This window comes from Thauera sp. JM12B12 (genome assembly GCF_039614725.1).
Classification (GTDB): Bacteria; Pseudomonadota; Gammaproteobacteria; order Burkholderiales; family Rhodocyclaceae; genus Thauera.
The window spans coordinates 2,829,354-2,846,414 of record NZ_CP154859.1 but is presented as its reverse complement, the minus strand read 5'-3'; the positions used below and the strand labels follow the sequence as shown (position 1 = coordinate 2,846,414).

16 protein-coding genes are annotated in these 17,061 nt (G+C 68.3%); 13 read left to right on the top strand and 3 right to left on the bottom strand.

Annotated features, from left to right (window positions below; all coding sequences use genetic code 11):
- Positions 1-251: 251 nt before the first annotated feature.
- The 10 genes from AAG895_RS12890 (at position 252) to AAG895_RS12845 (ending at position 9,039) form a co-directional block, all read left to right on the top strand.
- On the top strand, positions 252-2,294 hold the full coding sequence (locus AAG895_RS12890) for a sigma-54-dependent Fis family transcriptional regulator (protein WP_345792409.1): 2,043 nt from the start codon (positions 252-254) through the stop codon (positions 2,292-2,294).
- Between the two features lie 141 nt (positions 2,295-2,435).
- Complete coding sequence (locus AAG895_RS12885) at positions 2,436-2,915, top strand: 4Fe-4S dicluster domain-containing protein (protein ID WP_345792408.1); 480 nt, start codon at positions 2,436-2,438, stop codon at positions 2,913-2,915.
- A 12-nt stretch (positions 2,916-2,927) separates the two neighbouring features.
- Positions 2,928-4,775, top strand: coding sequence for an aldehyde ferredoxin oxidoreductase family protein (locus AAG895_RS12880; protein WP_345792407.1), 1,848 nt, complete (start codon positions 2,928-2,930; stop codon positions 4,773-4,775).
- Positions 4,776-4,834: 59 nt separating this feature from the next.
- Entirely contained in the window at positions 4,835-6,127 is a 1,293-nt protein-coding gene (locus AAG895_RS12875) for an FAD-dependent oxidoreductase (RefSeq protein ID WP_345792406.1), read from the top strand.
- A gap of 23 nt (positions 6,128-6,150) precedes the next feature.
- Entirely contained in the window at positions 6,151-6,408 is a 258-nt protein-coding gene (locus tag AAG895_RS12870; protein ID WP_345792405.1) for a MoaD/ThiS family protein, read from the top strand.
- Between the two features lie 3 nt (positions 6,409-6,411).
- Positions 6,412-6,720 (top strand): hypothetical protein, encoded by a 309-nt coding sequence (locus AAG895_RS12865; protein WP_345792404.1) that lies wholly within the window; start codon positions 6,412-6,414, stop codon positions 6,718-6,720.
- Positions 6,721-6,753: 33 nt separating this feature from the next.
- Positions 6,754-7,041 carry a DUF1330 domain-containing protein gene (locus AAG895_RS12860; RefSeq protein ID WP_345792403.1) on the top strand — a complete coding sequence of 96 codons (288 nt, stop codon included), beginning with the start codon at positions 6,754-6,756 and terminating at the stop codon, positions 7,039-7,041.
- A gap of 114 nt (positions 7,042-7,155) precedes the next feature.
- Entirely contained in the window at positions 7,156-7,860 is a 705-nt protein-coding gene (locus AAG895_RS12855; protein ID WP_345792402.1) for an ABC transporter permease, read from the top strand.
- A gap of 20 nt (positions 7,861-7,880) precedes the next feature.
- On the top strand, positions 7,881-8,615 hold the full coding sequence (locus tag AAG895_RS12850) for an ATP-binding cassette domain-containing protein (protein WP_345792401.1): 735 nt from the start codon (positions 7,881-7,883) through the stop codon (positions 8,613-8,615).
- Positions 8,616-8,808: 193 nt separating this feature from the next.
- The gene (locus AAG895_RS12845) at positions 8,809-9,039 is read left to right on the top strand and encodes a hypothetical protein (RefSeq protein ID WP_345792400.1); all 231 of its coding nucleotides are present in this window, start codon (positions 8,809-8,811) and stop codon (positions 9,037-9,039) included.
- Positions 9,040-9,060: 21 nt separating this feature from the next.
- Here AAG895_RS12845 and moaC read toward each other — a convergent pair whose 3' ends face one another.
- The gene (moaC, locus tag AAG895_RS12840; RefSeq protein WP_345792399.1) at positions 9,061-9,549 is read right to left on the bottom strand and encodes a cyclic pyranopterin monophosphate synthase MoaC; all 489 of its coding nucleotides are present in this window, start codon (positions 9,547-9,549) and stop codon (positions 9,061-9,063) included.
- A 124-nt stretch (positions 9,550-9,673) separates the two neighbouring features.
- Between moaC and AAG895_RS12835 the strand changes: the two genes are divergently transcribed.
- Both AAG895_RS12835 and AAG895_RS12830 read left to right on the top strand, forming a co-directional pair.
- On the top strand, positions 9,674-11,113 hold the full coding sequence (locus tag AAG895_RS12835) for a M48 family metalloprotease (protein WP_345792398.1): 1,440 nt from the start codon (positions 9,674-9,676) through the stop codon (positions 11,111-11,113).
- A 95-nt stretch (positions 11,114-11,208) separates the two neighbouring features.
- Complete coding sequence (locus AAG895_RS12830; RefSeq protein ID WP_345792397.1) at positions 11,209-11,439, top strand: sulfurtransferase TusA family protein; 231 nt, start codon at positions 11,209-11,211, stop codon at positions 11,437-11,439.
- Between the two features lie 104 nt (positions 11,440-11,543).
- On the opposite strand, the gene AAG895_RS12825 is transcribed toward AAG895_RS12830, so the two are convergent.
- Together AAG895_RS12825 and AAG895_RS12820 are read right to left on the bottom strand one after the other, a co-directional pair.
- Positions 11,544-14,537, bottom strand: coding sequence for a valine--tRNA ligase (locus AAG895_RS12825; protein WP_345792396.1), 2,994 nt, complete (start codon positions 14,535-14,537; stop codon positions 11,544-11,546).
- Positions 14,538-14,660: 123 nt separating this feature from the next.
- Positions 14,661-15,590, bottom strand: coding sequence for a LysR family transcriptional regulator (locus tag AAG895_RS12820; protein WP_345792395.1), 930 nt, complete (start codon positions 15,588-15,590; stop codon positions 14,661-14,663).
- A 310-nt stretch (positions 15,591-15,900) separates the two neighbouring features.
- Here AAG895_RS12820 and dctP point away from each other — a divergent pair, with 310 nt between their 5' ends.
- Positions 15,901-16,995, top strand: coding sequence for a TRAP transporter substrate-binding protein DctP (dctP, locus tag AAG895_RS12815; protein ID WP_345792394.1), 1,095 nt, complete (start codon positions 15,901-15,903; stop codon positions 16,993-16,995).
- Positions 16,996-17,061 lie beyond the last annotated feature (66 nt).

Genomic DNA, 17,061 nt, shown 5'->3' with positions numbered 1-17,061 from the left:
TCCGGCAGTCCCGGATGACACTCCAACTGCAATCCGCGTGCCATGCGTTGCCGATTGCCTTCGATCGGCGACCGCGAAGGCCTTCGGGTGGTGTGCGCTCGTACGAACTGGCAGGATTCCTGCTCTGGGATACGGCGGACGGAGCACGGCATTTGTTTCGATACGGATCAAGTGCTACGTTCCGAACCGTGGGACCCACAGATTTGAGGCGACCATTCGCGTGGAACGCGACCAGGCCGCCCGGAGGAGACATGAGCACGATGGGACGGCTTTCGACTGTCGAGGCTGGTCGCGACCAGCGTTTCAGGCTTGCACGCCGGCAGTTCTTCGAGGAGGGGCGTTGTCCGGAGGACGGCGTGCCTTCCGTGATCCTCAATTCCTGGTTGCGATGCCGCGAGTCCGGCCTGCAGCGCGACTGCCGTGAGGCGCGCGAGCATGGAGATCGTGCGCGCCTCGCCGAGGTGCGCGAGCGCAGCGCACGGCTGGTGGAGCACGCCAGCGGGGTCATGGAGCACGTGTTCGAGCAGATCCGCGCCTCGGGCAGCATGGTGCTGCTCTCCGACCCCAGCGGCATGATCGTGCATAGCCTGGGCGATGCCGACTTCGTCGACCGCGCCCATCGTGTCGCGCTGCAGCCCGGCGCGTGCTGGAGCGAGGCGGCGCGCGGCACCAACGCAATCGGGACCGCGATCGCCGCGCAGGCGCCCGCGGTGGTGCTCGGTGCCGAGCACTACCTCGACCACAACGGCTTCCTGTCCTGCACCGCGTCGCCCATCTTCGACCCGCGCGGCGCGATCGCGGGCGTGCTCGACGTGTCCTGCGACGAGCGCATGCACCAGCGCCACTCGCTCGGGCTGGTGCGCTTGTCGGTGCAGCTGATCGAGAAGCGCTTGTTCGAGACCGAGTTCGCCAACGAGATCCTGGTCGCCTTCCACGAACGTCCCGAATACGTCGGCAGCCTGCAGGAAGGCCTGATCGCGGTGAATGCGGACGGCGTGATGGTGGGCGCCAACTCGATCGCGCGCGACTGGCTGGCGCAGCGCGTGGCGGCTTGCGGCGGCAGCAGTGCGTTCGCCGAGCTGTTCCGCCACGGCCTGGGGCGGATCGCCGACCGCGCGCGCAACTCGAACGACGCGCTGATCCGGCTGCCGCTGCAGGACGGCGCCCAGCTCTACGTGCAGCTGCGCTCGCTGCGGCCGCAGATCCGCGCCTTCGAGGGGAACGCCCAGCCGGTCGCGACGAGTGCACGCAGCGCACGAGCCGCGGCCCCCGCCGGCGAGGCCTGCACGCTCGCCTCGCTGGCGACCGGCGACGCCGGCATCGGCCGCGCCCTCGATCGCGCGCGCCGCATCCTCGGCAAGGACATTCCGCTGCTGATCCAGGGCGAGTCGGGCGTGGGCAAGGAGCTCTTCGCCCAGGCCTTCCACAACAGCGGGCCGCGTGCCGACAAGCCCTTCGTCGCCCTGAACTGCGCCGCGGTGCCGGAGACGCTGATCGAGTCCGAGCTCTTCGGCTACGTCGGCGGCGCCTTCACCGGCGCGCGCAAGGAAGGCGCGATCGGCAAGATCCAGCAGGCCCACGGCGGCACGCTCTTCCTCGACGAGATCGGCGACATGCCGCTGGGCATGCAGGCGCGGCTGCTGCGCGTGCTGCAGGAGCGCTGCGTGACGCCGGTCGGCTCGGTGAAGTCGATCCCGGTCGACATCTCGCTGGTGTGCGCCACCCACCGCGTGCTGCGCGATGCGGTGGCGCGCGGCGAGTTCCGCGAGGACCTCTACTACCGCGTCAACAGCCTCACCGTGTGCCTGCCGCCGCTGCGCGAGCGCAGCGACATCGGCTGCATCGTCGAGCGCATCCTGGCCAGCGAGGCGCGCGATGCCGGGCTGGAGGGCGTGCGCATCGGCGAGGAAGTGATGCGCTTCATCGAGCGCCACGCCTGGCCGGGCAACGTGCGCCAACTGCAGAACGTGATCCGGGTCGCGGTCGCGCTGCTCGACCCGGACGAGCGCGAGATCCTGCCGGTGCATCTGCCCGAGGAGCTGTTCATGGCCGAGTGCACCGAAGAGAGCGAGCAGGCGCCCGCGCCGCGCTGCAACGATGCGCAAGCCGATGTGGCGTTCGCGCTGCCGGCGGGCGGGGCGGGTGGGCGCCGGCTCGATCAGCTCGAGGTCGAGCTCATCGAGCGCGTGATGCGCGAGGTGGGGGGGAACCTCTCCGCCGCTGCGCGCATGCTCGGCGTGAGCCGCAACCGCCTGTACCGCAAGCTCGGCCGCAGCGCGTCGGGAGGTGGGTAATCCCGGGTTGACCTATGTCCGGCACGACATATGCTTCAAAGTGCATAGGCGTTCCGCTCGGCGGGGCGCTTGTGGGGCCTTGGCAGTGCGCCGTGGCGCGCTGGCAGTGGCCGCGAACAACAACGATTCAGGAGACGATCGATGTGGAAAGCACTGCACATTGATCCCGCGAAGTGCACCGGCTGTCTGCAATGCGAGATGGCCTGTTCCTACGAGCACACCGGGGTCATCAATCCGAGCAAGTCGCGCATCAAGGTGTTCAACTTCGAGCACGAGGGCCGCAAGGTGCCCTACACCTGCACGCAGTGCACCGAGGCCTGGTGCCTGAATGCCTGTCCGGTGGACGCAATCCGCATCGATCTCACGACCGGCGCCAAGATGGTGTTCGAGGACACCTGCGTCGGCTGCAAGGTGTGCACGATCGCCTGTCCCTTCGGCACCATCAACTACAACCAGGACTCCGGCAAGGTGCAGAAGTGCGACCTGTGCGAGGGCAACCCCGCCTGCGCGAGCGCCTGTCCGACCGGCGCCATCACCTATGTCGACGCCGACTGGACCGGCATCGACAAGATGCGCGCCTGGGCCGCCAAGGCCAACACCCCGGCTTCGGCCGCCGCCTGAGGAGGACGGATCATGGGATGGAATCGCAAGCTCCTGCGGGTGAACCTCACGGCCGGCACCTGTACGGAAGAACCGCTGAACATGCAGTGGGCCGACGACTACCTCGGCTCGCGCGGGCTGGCCACCAAGTACCTGGTGTCCGAGATCGACCCCAAGGTCGATCCGCTGTCGCCCGACAACAAGATGATCATGGCCACCGGGCCGCTCACCGGCACCATGGCCTCGACCGGCGGCCGCTACACCGTGGTCACCAAGGGCCCGCTCACCGGCGCCATCGCCTGTTCGAACTCGGGCGGCTTCTTCGGCGCCGAGATGAAGTTCGCCGGCTGGGACATGGTGATCTTCGAAGGGCGCGCGGCGAAGCCGGTGTGGCTCTACATCGAGAACGACAAGGCCGAGCTGCGCGACGCGTCCGGCCTGTGGGGCAAGAGCTGCTGGGAGACCGAGGAGCAGATCAAGGAGGAGCTTCACGATCCGCTCGTGCGCATCTCCTCGATCGGCAAGGCGGGCGAGAACCAGGTGCTCTACGCCTGCGTGGTCAATGACCTGCACCGCGCGGCCGGCCGTTCCGGCGTGGGCGCGGTGATGGGCGCGAAGAACCTCAAGGCGGTCGCCATCCGTGGCACCAAGGGCGTGTCGGGCATCAAGGACTTCGGCGCCTTCCTCAAGGCCACCAATGACGCCAAGAAGGTGCTCGCCGACAACGCCGTGACCGGCCAGGGCCTGCCCAAGTACGGCACCCAGGTGCTGATGAACGTCATCAACGAGATCGGCGCGCTGCCCACCCGCAACCACCGCGACGTGCAGTTCGAGGACGCGTCCAAGATCTCCGCCGAGGCCATGCACGAGAAGCGCGAATCGGACGGCAAGACGCACCTGGTCACCAATGCCGCCTGCTTCGGCTGCACCATCGCCTGCGGGCGCATCTCGGAGATCGACAAGGGCCACTTCACGGTCAAGAACAGCCCGAAGTACTGGGGCGCCTCCGGTGGCCTCGAGTACGAAGCCGCCTGGGCGCTCGGTGCGGCCAACGGCGTGGGCGATCTCGAGGCGCTGCAGTACGCCAACCTGATCTGCAACGAGCAGGGCATGGACCCGATCTCCTTCGGCGCCACCGTCGGTTCGGCGATGGAGCTTTACGAGCTGGGCATCCTCAACGACGAGATCATCGGGATGGCGGCGCCCTTCGGCTCGGCCGAGGCACTGGCGAAGATGGTCGAGATGACCGCGCTCGGCGAGGGCTTCGGCAAGGAGCTCGGCCTGGGCAGCAAGCGCCTGTGCGAGAAGTACGGCCGCCCCGAGCTGTCGATGAGCGTGAAGGGGCAGGAATTCCCCGCCTACGACTCGCGCGGCATCCAGGGCATGGGCCTGGCCTATGCCACCTCCAACCGTGGCGCCTGCCACTTGCGCGGTTACACCGTGGCCTCCGAAGTGCTCGGCATCCCGGTCAAGACCGACCCGCTCACCACCGACGGCAAGCCCGAGCTGGTGAAGGCCTTCCAGGACGCCACCGCGGTGTTCGATTCGGCCGGCATCTGCGTGTTCACCAGCTTCGCGTGGACGCTTGCCGACGTGCAGCCGCAGGTGGCCGCGGCGTGCGAGGGCGACTGGAGCATGGAAAAGCTGAACGAGGTGGGCGAGCGCATCTGGAACATGGAGCGCATGTTCAACAATGCCGCCGGCTTCACCGCCGCCGACGACAACCTGCCGCCGCGCCTGACCACCGAGCCGGCCAAGACGGGTCCCGCCAAGGGCCTGGTCAATGGCCTGGCGAAGATGCTGCCCGAGTACTACCAGGTGCGTGGGTGGACGCCTGGGGGCGAGCCGACCGCCGAGACGCGGGCGCGTCTGGGATTGTGATCGTGTAAGCGCACGCGGGCGCCTATCGGGGCGCCCGCGCTTCGTTCGAGGGTCTTCTGATGAAACACCTGATTCTCGGCAACGGCCCTGCAGGGGTCGTCGCCGCCGAAACCCTGCGCAAGGCCGCGCCGGGCGACGACATCCTCATGGTCGGCCACGAGGACGCGCCGCCGTATTCGCGCATGGCCATCCCCTACCTGCTCGAGGGCAACATCGACGAGTCGGGCACCTGGCTGCGCAAGGGTGCCGACCACTTCGAGCGCCTGCGCATCCGCCAGCTGCGCGGCCGTGCGGTCGCGCTCAACACCGACAAGCGCACCGTGCTGTTCGACGATGGCCACTTCGAGGACTACGACCGCCTGCTGATCGCCACCGGCTCGCATCCGGTGCGCCCGCCGATTCCCGGCGTCGATCTGCCCGAGGTCCAGACCTGCTGGACTTTGGCGGACGCGCGTGCGATCGCCGCGCACGCCAAGCCCGGCGCGCGCGTGCTGCAGCTGGGCGCCGGCTTCATCGGCTGCATCATCATGGAAGCGCTCGCCAAGCGCGGCGTGCAGCTCACCGTGGTGGAGATGGGCGACCGCATGGTGCCGCGCATGATGACGCCCAAGGCGGGCGGCATGATCAAGCGCTGGGTGGAGGACAAGGGGGTCCGCGTCGTCACCTCGGCGGGCGTGCAGCGCATCGACCGCGGCAGCGAGAGCGGGCGTGAGGCGCCGCTGGTGGTGACGCTGTCGACCGGCGACCGCCTCGACTGCGACCTGGTCATCGTCGCCGCCGGTGTCGCGCCCAATGTCGGCTTCCTGGAGGAAACCGCGGTGCATGTCGCCAAGGGCGTGCTGGTGGACGACCGCATGGAGACCTCGGTGCCGGGCATCTTCGCTGCAGGCGATGTGGCCGAGGCGCCCGACCTCTTCACCGGCGCGCACCTCGTTGCCGCCATCCAGCCCAATGCCGCCGACCAGGCCCGCATCGCGGCGATGAACATGGCGCGCGGCACGACCACGGGGGAGGCGAAGCTGAACGGCGTGCTCGCCATCAACGTGCTCGACACGCTCGGCCTGATCTCGTCCTCGTTCGGCCAATGGTGGGGCGAGAAGCCCGAGGCCGGGGGCAGCGGCGTGGAACTCGTGGATGAGGCGCGCTACCGGTATCTGAGCCTGCAGTTCAAGGACGACGTGCTGATCGGCGCCACCTCGATCGGGCTGACCCAGCACGTGGGCGCGCTGCGCGGGCTGATCCACGGGCAGGTGAAGCTCGGCGACTGGAAGGGGCGCCTGCTCGCCAACCCGCTCGGCTTCGTCGACGCCTACGTCGCCCGCAGCCAGCAACCGATGGCGCTGGCGCGCTGAGGAGGCACGATTTGGAGACCCGCGTGACGATCCGCATCGCCTTCAAGCTCTTCGCTTCGCTGTCGGATTTCCTGCCGGCGGGCCATCGTGGCAACCGCCTGGAGCTCGAGGTCGACGAGGGGACGACGGTGGCGGAGATGATCCGCCGCTACAAGGTCCCCGAGCGCAGCGCGCACCTGGTGCTGGTGAACGGCCACTTCGTGCCCCCGGGCGAGCGCCCCAGGCGGCGGCTGCAGGACGGTGACGAGCTTGCGATCTGGCCGCCGATCGCCGGCGGTTGAACGGTGGCCTTCATCAACGGTCCGGTGCCCGAGTCCTTCGAGCGCCGGGTCACCGCCACCGCGCGCGAGTTCGAGCGCGACCTGCGCCAGGCGTGGGGCGAGGTGCTCGGCAGCGCAGATGCGCTGCGCTTTACGCTCGCGGACGGCGCGCAGTCGCTCGTCATCGACGTCGAGCCCGCCGGCGTGCGTCGGCTCGGCTTGTTCGCGCTGCCGCAGCTGATCGTGCGCTACCGTTTCGGTCCGGGCGAAGAGACCACGCGCCGCGCGCTGCTGTCACGGCTCGATCGCGCGATGCAGAAGGGGGGTGGTTAAGCTGCAACGCAATCAATTCAGGGAGCGCCATGCATGAGTGACGCATACGTCGTCGGCCACATCACGGTGAAGAACGCGGACAAGTGGGCGGAGTATCGGAGCAAGGTTCCGCAGACATTGGCCCCCTGGGGTGCGGAGCTGGTGTTTCGTGGCCAGCAGGTGGCCGCGCTCGCGGGCGAGAGCCCGTACGCGGACATCGTCGTGATCCGCTTTCCCGGCATTGCGGCGGTGAACGACTGGTTCTCGTCGCCGGCCTATCAGGCCCTGATCCCGCTCCGGGAGCAGGCCGCAGAGGTGCTCCTGCTGTCCTACACGAGCTGAGCCCGGGACGCCTGTCGCGTCAGGTCTCAGGCAGCGTGTGCGCCGCACCGGCGCCGGGCTGAAGCCGCTGCCTGCATTCCGGCCGGCAGCGGCTTTCGGTTATGCTCCCGGCCGATGTCCGCCTTCGCCGCCACCTTCTCCGACGCCATGTCCCTGCTCGCCAGCTTCGACCACACCGTGGCCGAGATCGTGGTGCTGTCGCTGCAGGTAAGCGGTGGCGCGGTGGTGCTGGGCACGCTGATCGGACTGCCGCTGGGCGCCTGCATCGCGGTGGGGCGCTTTCCGGGAAAGAGCGCGCTGTCGGTGCTGATCAACGGCCTCATGGGCCTGCCCTCGGTGGTGGTCGGCGTCGTCGTGTACCTGCTGCTTTCGCGCTCCGGGCCGTTTGGCGGTCTCGGCCTGCTTTACTCGGCGCCGGCGATGATCATCGCCCAGACCCTGCTCGTCGTGCCGCTGATGGCGGCGATAAGCCGTCAGGTGGTCGAGGACGTGTGGGCGCGCTACGCCGAGGAACTGCACGTGATGCGCTTTTCGTGGTGGGACAGCGTGACGACGCTGCTCCACGACTGCCGCCACTCGCTGGTGGTCGCGGTGCTCGCCGGCCTCGGGCGGGCGATGAGCGAGGTGGGCGCGGTGATGATCGTCGGCGGCAACATCGATGGCGCAACGCGGGTGATGACCACCGCGATCGCCCTCGAGACCAGCAAGGGCGATCTGCCGCTCGCGATCGCGCTCGGCATCGTCCTCATCGTGATCATCCTGACGCTGAACGCCTTCGCCTACCTGCTGCGGCACTGGGCGATGCGCCGCTTCGGCTGAGCGCGGACAGGACGACGCGCATGGCGATCTTCCCGCTGCGGATCTCCGGCCTGCGCTACGCGCCCCAGGGACGCGAGGTGCTCGCGGGCGTCGATCTCGAGCTCGGCGACGACGGCATCACGCTCGTGCTGGGCCCGAACGGAGCGGGCAAGAGCGTGCTGCTGCGCACGATCTGCGGCCTCATCGAGCCAACCGCCGGCACGCTGGCGTGGGGGAACGCGCGCGGCCCACGGCCCGCGCAGGGCGTGATGATGGTGTTCCAGCACCCGATGATGCTGCGCATGTCGGTGCTGCAGAACGTGATCCTGGGGCTCAAGCCGCTCGACCTGTCGACGCGCGCGCGCATCCGCCTGGGCGCGGAGATGCTCGAGCGCGTCGGCCTGGCCGATCGCGCCGGCGAGAGCGCACGCCGGCTCTCCGGCGGCGAGCAGCAGCGCCTCGCGCTCGCGCGCGCCTGGCTGACCAGACCGCGCCTGTTGCTGCTCGACGAGCCCACGGCCAGCCTCGACCCCTCGGCGAGCGCGGCGGTCGAGCGCATCATCCGCGAGATCCGCACCGACGGTACGCGCATCCTGATGGTCACCCACAACCTCGGTCAGGCCACCCGGCTCGCCGATGACATCGTCTTCATGGCGGGCGGACGGGTGTGCGAGCACACCTCGGTGCGCGCCTTCTTCAGCCGGCCGCACTCGGACGAGGCGCGGCTTTTCATCCAGGGAGAGCTGCCATGGCGGATGCGTTTCCAGGGCGTCTGAGGCGCACGCTGATCGCGACCGCAGCGGTCGTGCTGCTGGGCAGTGCAGGGGCCACCTGCGGTCTGATCGTGCGCTCGGTGCCGGGCGGGGCGGTGGCCGCAACGGCGACCGAGACGAGGCCTGATGCAGCGGGGGACGCCCGGACCGCGCAGACGCCGGTGGGCGCGACGGGCACCACCGCGGAGGGCGGACGATGAGCGCCGCGCCGCGCCGGGTGCCGCGCTCGGCGCTCGTCCTCTTCATCCTCGCCGCGCTGTGCCTGCTGCCGGCGCTGGTGTGCTTTGCCGGGGAGGGCGCGCGCCTGCATCCTGCCCTGTCCGACCCGATGGCCGGGCTGGCCTTCCTGGTGTCGGCAATTGCGCTCGCGGGCTCGGGTGCGTTTCCGTTGGTGCTCGCGCGCCTGGCGCGGCGCGACGGGGAGTAGACGGAGCTCGCGAGCGGGGCCTCAGGCCTTCCAGTGCCCCGACTTGCCGCCGAGCTTTTCCATCAGCTGGATGCCTTCCATGCGCATGCCGCGATCGACCGCCTTGCACATGTCGTAGATGGTGAGCAGGCCGACGTTCACTGCGGTGAGTGCTTCCATCTCCACCCCGGTGCGGCCGACCGTTTCGGCGGTGACGGTGCAGCGGATCGCGCATTCGGCCGCGTCGAGTTCGAACGCCACCGCGACGCGGGTGAGCGGGATCGGATGGCAGAGCGGGATCAGCTCGCTGGTGCGCTTCGAGGCCTGGATGGCGGCGATGCGGGCGATGCCGAGGACGTCGCCCTTCTTTGCGGTGCCGGACCTCACCATCTCGAACGTGTCCGGAAGCATCACGATCCGGCCGGTGGCGACCGCGACGCGGCGGGTCTCGGCCTTGGCGCCGACGTCGACCATGTGGGCCTGGCCGTCGGCATCGAAGTGGGTCAGCGGGTTGGGTGCGGAGGTCGTCATGACGGGCTTGCGGGGCAGGGGCGGCGCCCGGTGCAGGGGCGCCGGACGGTGCATGCGGATCGGCGAACACGCCGATACATCGGGCAGGGGAACGGGTCGGGATCGGCGGGTATCATAGCACCCGATGATGCGCCGACCTCTCGCCCTGCTGCTCAGCCTCGCGCTGGCCCTGCCCGCCCCGTTGACCGCCCAGTCCTACGATCTTCCGGACCTGGGCGACGTGGCGGCGTCCGAGCTCTCTCCCGCCGCCGAGCGCCGCATCGGCGAGCAGATCATCGCCCAGATCCGCTGGCGCGATGCGGCCTACCTGGACGACCCCGAGGTCGAGGAGTACATCAACCGTCTTGGTCACCGCCTCGCCGCGGCAAGCAACAACCCTGCACAGGATTTCGACTTTTTCGTCGTCCGCGACGCCACATTGAACGCGTTTGCGCTCCCCGGGGGCTACATCGGCGTGCACACCGGCCTGCTGCTGGCAGCGCAGACCGAGTCAGAGTTCGCCTCGGTGCTCGGTCACGAGATCGCCCACGTCACCCAGCGCCACATCGCACAGATCGTCGGCAAGCAGAGCCAGTCGGCGATGCTGATGGTGGCCTCGCTGCTGGTTGCGGTGCTGGCGGCGCGCAGCAACTCGGACGTGAGCCAGGCGGCCATCGCCGCCGGCCAGGCAGGCGCGATCCAGTCACAGCTCGGCTACACCCGCAGCTTCGAGCGCGAGGCCGACCGCGTGGGTCTGGAGACACTGGCGAGCGCCGGGCTGGATGTGCGCGGCATGCCCAGCTTCTTCGAGCGCCTGCAACGCAACACGCGGGTCTACGAGAACAATGCGCCGGCCTACCTGCGCACCCACCCGCTCACCACCGAGCGCATCGCCGACATGGAGAACCGCGTCGCGGCGATGCCCTATCGGCAGGTGCCGGACTCGGCCGATTTCCGCTACGCGCGCGCCAAGCTGCGCGCGATGGCCGGACAGCCTGCAGAGGCGGTCGAGGCGCTTCAGGACCTGCTCGAGCGAAGCCCCGGTGACGAGGCGCTGAGCTACGGGCTGGCGCGCGCGTTGCTGCGCGCCGGCCGTGCCGACGAGGCCGAGCGCCGGCTGGAGGCTGTGCGCAAGGCTGCGGAGGCTTCGCCCTGGGTGGAGACGCTCGCCGCCGAGATCCGTCTTGCGCGTCGCGATGCGGTCGGTGCGGTGCGCGTGCTGGAGGCTGCGCGCACCCAGTTTCCGGGGGGGCGCAGCCTTGCCTACGCCCTCGCCGACGCGCGCATCCATGCCGGCCAGGCCCGCGAGGCGGCGGCCGCGGTACGGCGCATGATCGACACCCGCAGTGCCGATCCGCGCCTGTGGCAGCTGCTGTCGCGGGCGCATGCCGAACTCGGCGAGCGCAGCGCGCAGCATCGCGCCCAGGCCGAGGTCTATGTACTGCGTGGCAGCCTGCCGGCAGCGATCGAGCAACTCGAGATCGCGCGCAAGGCAGGGGATGGGGACTTCTACACGCTTTCGGCGATCGATGCGCGCATGCGCGAACTCAAGCAGCGGCTGCTCGAGGAGAAGCGCGAGCGCTGAGGGTGCGCCATGCGTTGCAGGTGCGCTTTTCGCCTTCCGCCGGCATCCTTTAGAATCGCCGGCTCAAGCCCACGGAACATGGAAGAGGACAGAGGATGAATTTCGACAAGGAAGTGGATGCCCGCGGTCTGAATTGCCCGCTGCCGATTCTGCGCGCCAAGAAAATGCTCGCGGAAATGGAGTCGGGCCAGGTCGTGCGCGTGGTGGCCACCGACCCGGGTTCGGTGAAGGACTTCCAGGCCTTCGCGCGCCAGACCGGCAATGAGCTGCTGCAACAGGGCGAGACGACCGACAAGGCGTTCGAGTTCTTCCTCAAGCGCAAGTAAGCGCCCCGCGGCCGCGTTGCGGCCGTTGAGCTACACACGAGGGCGGGCGAAAGCCCGCTTTTTTCGCGGGCTTGCCCGCGAAAAAAGCGGCGCAATGCTCCGCCTCAGCCGCCCAGCTTGGCCAACTGCGGCTTGAGCTTGTCCACCGTGGCCTTGAAGCCGGCGAGGCGGTCGCGTTCCTGCTGCACCACCGCCGCGGGCGCGCGATCGACGAAGCTGGCATTGCCGAGCTTGCCCTCGGCCTTGGCGATCTCGCCTTCGAGGCGAGCGATCTCCTTTTTCAGGCGCTCGCGCTCGGCGGCGACGTCGATCTCCACCTTCAGCATCAGGCGGGTCTCGCCGGCCACTGCGACCGGGGCGAGTTCGTCGGCACCGATCTCGTCCACGATCTGCACTTCGGCCAGTTTCGCCAGTCCGGCGAGGTAGGGCGCGTAGAGCGCGAGCGCCGCCTTGTCACCCGCGGCCACCAGCGGCAGGCGCTGGGCGGGCGAGATGTTCATCTCGCCGCGCAGGTTGCGGCAGGCGTAGGTCATGGCCTTGAGCTCGGCGACCCTGGACTCTGCGGCCTCGTCGACGCGGCTCAGGTCGGCCTGCGGGTAGCGTACGCGCATGATGCTGTCGCCGTCCTTGCGCCCGGCGAGTGGCGCCACGGTCTGCCACAGCTCCTCGGTGATGAAGGGGATCAGCGGGTGGGCAAGGCGCAGCACGGTCTCGAGCACGCGCAGCAGGGTGCGGCGGGTGGCGCGCTGCTGTTCGGGCGTACCGCTCTGGATCTGGACCTTGGCGAGCTCCAGATACCAGTCGCAGTACTCGTCCCAGACGAATTCGTACACCGCGCGCGCGACCAGGTCGAAGCGATAGGCCTCGAACTGCTGGGCGACCTCGGCCTCGGTGCGCTGCAGTCGGGAGACGATCCAGCGGTCGGCGAAGGAGAAGTCGAGGTAGCCGCCGGGCACGCACTGGTCGGCGCCGTGCTCGCCCAGGCCGCAGTCCTGGCCTTCGCAGTTCATCAGCACGAAGCGGGTGGCGTTCCACAGCTTGTTGCAGAAGTTGCGGTAGCCCTCGCAGCGGGCGAGGTCGAACTTGATGTCGCGGCCCGGGCTGGCGAGGCTGGCGAAGGTGAAGCGCAGCGCGTCGGTGCCGAAGGCGGGGATGCCGTCGGGGAATTCCTTGCGCGTCTTCTTCTCGATGCTCTGCGCCTGCTTCGGGTTCATCAGGCCATAGGTGCGCTTCTTGACCAGCTCGTCGAGGGCGATGCCGTCTATGAGGTCGATCGGGTCGAGCACGTTGCCCTTGGATTTGCTCATCTTCTGGCCCTCCGCATCGCGGATCAGGCCATGCACATACACGTGCTTGAACGGGATCTTGCCGGTGATGTGCCTGGTCATCATGACCATGCGCGCCACCCAGAAGAAGATGATGTCGAAGCCGGTCACCAGCACGGTGGACGGCAGGTAGAGGTCGAGTGCGTCGTTGCTCCTGGCGGGCCATTCGGCGGTCCAGTCCAGCGTCGAGAACGGCCACAGCGCGGACGAGTACCAGGTGTCGAGCACGTCGTCCTCCTGGCGCAGCTTGCCTTCCTCGTAGCGGGCGTGGAGCACCGCCAGGCGTTCGGCCAGTTCCGGATAGTCGGGCGCGGTCTGGCCCTGGCTCTGGCGCGCCGCGACCTCGCCCTGCAGGCCGGCGATCTCCGCTTCGAGGTCGGCCTTCCAGGCCGCGATCGCCTTCTCCTCGCAGGCGGCGACGTAGATGCGGCCTTCCTCGTCGTACCAGGCCGGGATGCGGTGGCCCCACCACAGCTGGCGCGAGATGCACCAGTCCTGGATGTTGTTGAGCCACTGGTTGTAGGTGTTGACCCAGTTCTCGGGGTAGAACCTGATCTCGCCCGAGGCCACGACCTCGAGCGCCTTCTCGGTGATGCTCTTGCCGTCCGCGCCGGGCTTGGACATGGCGACGAACCACTGGTCGGTCAGCATCGGCTCGATGACCACGCCGGTGCGGTCGCCGCGCGGCACCTGCAGCTTGTGCGCCTTGACCTCGACCAGGAGGCCGAGCTGTTCCAGTTCGGCGACGGCGGCATCGCGTGCCGGCACGCGGTCGAGGCCGGCGATGCTTGCGGGCATGGGCACGCCTTCGAGCGTGATGCCGTCGGAGGTGTAGCGCTCGGCGACCGCGGGCACGCTGCCGTCGAGCTTGAGCACGACGATCATGTCGAGCGCGTGGCGCTGGCCGACGGCGTAGTCGTTGAAGTCGTGTGCCGGGGTGACCTTGACGCAGCCGGTGCCGAACGCCCGATCGACGTAGTCGTCGGCGATGATCGGGATGTGGCGGCCGGTGAGCGGCAGCGCGACGGTCTTGCCGATGAGGTGGGCGTAGCGCTCGTCTTCCGGATGCACCATCACCGCGACGTCGCCGAGCAGGGTCTCGGGGCGGGTGGTGGCCACCGTCAGGCCGCGCAACTCACCGATGGGACCGTCGGAGAACGGGTAGAGGATGTGATACAGCTTGCCGTCCTCTTCCTCGGATACCACCTCGAGGTCGGACACCGCGGTGCCGAGCTTCGGGTCCCAGTTCACCAGGCGCTTGCCGCGGTAGATCAGGCCCTCGTTGTAGAGGCGCACGAAGGTCTCGGTGACCGCTTTCGACAGGCCCTCGTCCATCGTGAAGCGCTCGCGCTTCCAGTCCGGGCTGGTACCGAGCCGGCGCATCTGGCGGGTGATGGTGCCGCCGGAGTATTCCTTCCACTCCCACACCTTCTCCAGGAACTTCTCGCGGCCGAGGTCGTGGCGGCTGATGCCCTGGGCATCCAGCTGGCGTTCGACGACGATCTGTGTGGCGATGCCGGCGTGGTCGGTGCCCGGCTGCCACAGCGTGTTGTCGCCGCGCATGCGGTGGTAGCGCGTGAGCGCGTCCATGATCGTCTGGTTGAAGCCGTGCCCCATGTGCAGCGTGCCGGTGACATTGGGCGGCGGCAGCAGGATGCAGAAGGCGTTGGGGTTCGACTTGTCGAGTCCGGCGTCGAAATGGCCGCGGGATTCCCATTCCGGGTACCAGCGACGTTCGATGTCTGCGGGCTCGAAGCTCTTGGCCAGTTCCATGGTGTCTTTAGCGCGTGAAGGCAAAGCGCGGATTATAGCGGATGCGCCCGTCCGGCCCGCCTGGCCGCAGTGCAAGTGGCCACGCGAGTGGCGTGTGCGCGTGCCTGGCCGAACCGCAAGGCGTCAGCACGGCCCGGCATGGGCCCAGTCGCGCGCTGGCCAATGCGCATCGGCGAACTGCGTCTGCATGAATTCGATCCAGGCCAGCACCTTGGTCGGCACCAGCCGTGGCGAGGGGTAGACCGCGTGGATCGGCTGGGCAGGCAGGGTGAACTCGGGGAGCAGGGGCACGAGCGCCTCGCGCAGGATTGCCGGGCGGGCCAGATATGTGGGCAGGATGGCGATGCCCATCCCCGCCAGCGTCGCCGCCAGGATCGAGTCGATGTCGTTGGTGCGCAGCGGGCCACGCACGGAGACGGTGAGCGGCGCGCCCTGGGCACCCTGGAACTGCCAGCGCTGATCGCCCGGGACGCTGCTGTACACGAGGCAGTCGTGGGTGGCGAGTGCCTCGGGTGCTGCGGGCAGGCCGTGGCGCTCGAGATAGTCCGCGCTCGCCACCGTGACCCAGGGGTTCAGTCCGAGCTGCCGGCTGCCCAGCGCAGAGTCGGCCAGCCGCCCCATGCGCACGGCGACATCGATGCCGTGCTCGAGCAGGTTGAGGGTGTGGTCGTCGAGCTGCAGATCGAAGCGCACCCCGGGATTGCGGGCGATGAACGCCCGCGCCAGCGGCAGGATCACGTGGCGACCGAGACCTGCCGGGCAGGCCACGCGCAGGGAGCCGGAGATGTCCGCGCCCAGGTTCGTGACCAGCCGATCGGCGGCTTCGAGCTCGCGCTCGATGATCTTGCAGCGCTCGTAATAGAGCGCGCCGGCCTCCGTCAGCCGCATGCCACGGGTGTTGCGGTTGAGCAGACGCACGCCGAGGCGCGCTTCGAGTGCAGCGATGTGCTTGGTCACCGTGGGTTGGGACAGCTTCATGTCGTGCGCCGTACGCGAGAAGCTGCCGCTTTCCACGAGGCGGACGAACAATTGCAGTCCGGTCAGTTTGTCCATGGCATGGCTGCTCAGAGGTGGTTTATTAATTCCACTAAAGAATAATCGATATTCCTTATGTAGGGTTCTCGCACTCCTGGAATGGGGGCAAGATGCGTCCGCAGTAGTGCTTGTCCGCACCGGCTAACCGTGCGGGTTTTCCCGAATACAAGGCTGTCGAGCGCTGCACTGCGTTGCGCCCTGAGGGTCGGCGAGGCTGCGTCCGCGGAAGGGCGTGAGTTTGTCGGTGTAAGGCGTTTCATGCGATTGCTGCGCTGCAGGAATAAGTCGGGGCTGAGCGACATCCACCAGAGAAAGGGAAGGAGACACCATGAGCAAGACATTCACGCGACGCGACCTGCTCAAGACCACCGCCGCCGGCGCGCTGGTGAGCGCACCCTTCATCGGTAACGCCCAGGCACAGGCCGGAACGACCTGGAAGGTCCAGTCGGTGTGGGATGCGGGCACCACCGGCTACCGGCTGTTCGAGGCGTGGTGCAACGGCTTCAAGGAGAAATCGGGGGGCGAGCTGACCATCCAGCCCTTCCCGGCGAAAGCCGTCGCGGCCGACAACAACTCGCTGTTCGACGCGGTGCGCAGCGGCGTGCTGCAGGGCATGAACCCCTTCACCCTGTACTGGGCGGGCAAGATCCCGGCCACCGTGTTCCTGTCCTCGTATCCGATGGGTCCGGACCAGCCCGCCCAATGGGACACGATGTACTACGGCCTCGGCATGCTCGAGATGGCGCGCGAGATCTACGCCAAGCAGGGCCTGTACTTCGTCGGTCCCATCCACCACGACGCCAACATCATCCACTCCAAGGTGCCGATCCGCTCGGTCGATGACCTCAAGGGCAAGAAGATCCGCCTGCCCGGGGGCATGGTCGCGGAGGTCTTCCAGGCCTTCGGCTGCTCGACGGTGGCGTTGCCCGGTTCGGACATCTTCCCGGCGCTGGAGAAGGGCACGATCGACGCCGCCGACTACGTGGGGCCTGCGGTGAACTACGATCTCGGTTTCCATCAGGTGACCAAGTACATCCTGTTCGGGCCGCCGGGGACCATGAGCGTGTACCAGCCGGTGGATGTGATGGATCTCACCATCAACATGGGCGCCTGGCGGCGCCTCAGCCCGAAGATGCAGCAGTTCGTCGAGGATCAGGTCAGGACGTACTCGGTGCGGCATTTCGTCGAGATCCAGAAGGCGAACATGGCGGCGATGACCAAGTTCCGCGAGGCCGGCTGCGAGGTCTCGCGCATGGGGCCTGACGACATCGCCAAGTTCCGCAAGGCGGCGATTCCGATCTGGTTCAACTGGGCGAAGAAGGACGCCGATGCCGCACGCGTGTTCAAGCTGCAGCTCGAGTACATGAAGAACGATCTGCTCGGCTACGTCACCGACGAGGATCTCAAGGGGCATTCCATCTGAGGCGCGGTCTGACGCGGTGAAGCATGGGGCGGGTCGGCATCGACCGACCCGCTCGATCTGCGGAGC

What these genes read in the sequence shown, in the direction of transcription:
- AAG895_RS12890 (WP_345792409.1), top strand. Translation starts at nt 252, where the DNA reads ATGAGCACGATGGGACGGCTTTCGACTGTCGAGGCTGGTCGCGACCAG.
- moaC (WP_345792399.1), bottom strand. Translation starts at nt 9,549, where the DNA reads ATGACGACCTCCGCACCCAACCCGCTGACCCACTTCGATGCCGACGGC.
- AAG895_RS12875 (WP_345792406.1), top strand. Translation starts at nt 4,835, where the DNA reads ATGAAACACCTGATTCTCGGCAACGGCCCTGCAGGGGTCGTCGCCGCC.
- AAG895_RS12845 (WP_345792400.1), top strand. Translation starts at nt 8,809, where the DNA reads ATGAGCGCCGCGCCGCGCCGGGTGCCGCGCTCGGCGCTCGTCCTCTTC.
- AAG895_RS12860 (WP_345792403.1), top strand. Translation starts at nt 6,754, where the DNA reads ATGAGTGACGCATACGTCGTCGGCCACATCACGGTGAAGAACGCGGAC.
- AAG895_RS12855 (WP_345792402.1), top strand. Translation starts at nt 7,156, where the DNA reads ATGTCCGCCTTCGCCGCCACCTTCTCCGACGCCATGTCCCTGCTCGCC.
- AAG895_RS12830 (WP_345792397.1), top strand. Translation starts at nt 11,209, where the DNA reads ATGAATTTCGACAAGGAAGTGGATGCCCGCGGTCTGAATTGCCCGCTG.
- AAG895_RS12820 (WP_345792395.1), bottom strand. Translation starts at nt 15,590, where the DNA reads ATGGACAAACTGACCGGACTGCAATTGTTCGTCCGCCTCGTGGAAAGC.
- AAG895_RS12825 (WP_345792396.1), bottom strand. Translation starts at nt 14,537, where the DNA reads ATGGAACTGGCCAAGAGCTTCGAGCCCGCAGACATCGAACGTCGCTGG.
- AAG895_RS12885 (WP_345792408.1), top strand. Translation starts at nt 2,436, where the DNA reads ATGTGGAAAGCACTGCACATTGATCCCGCGAAGTGCACCGGCTGTCTG.
- AAG895_RS12850 (WP_345792401.1), top strand. Translation starts at nt 7,881, where the DNA reads ATGGCGATCTTCCCGCTGCGGATCTCCGGCCTGCGCTACGCGCCCCAG.
- AAG895_RS12835 (WP_345792398.1), top strand. Translation starts at nt 9,674, where the DNA reads ATGATGCGCCGACCTCTCGCCCTGCTGCTCAGCCTCGCGCTGGCCCTG.
- AAG895_RS12880 (WP_345792407.1), top strand. Translation starts at nt 2,928, where the DNA reads ATGGGATGGAATCGCAAGCTCCTGCGGGTGAACCTCACGGCCGGCACC.
- dctP (WP_345792394.1), top strand. Translation starts at nt 15,901, where the DNA reads ATGAGCAAGACATTCACGCGACGCGACCTGCTCAAGACCACCGCCGCC.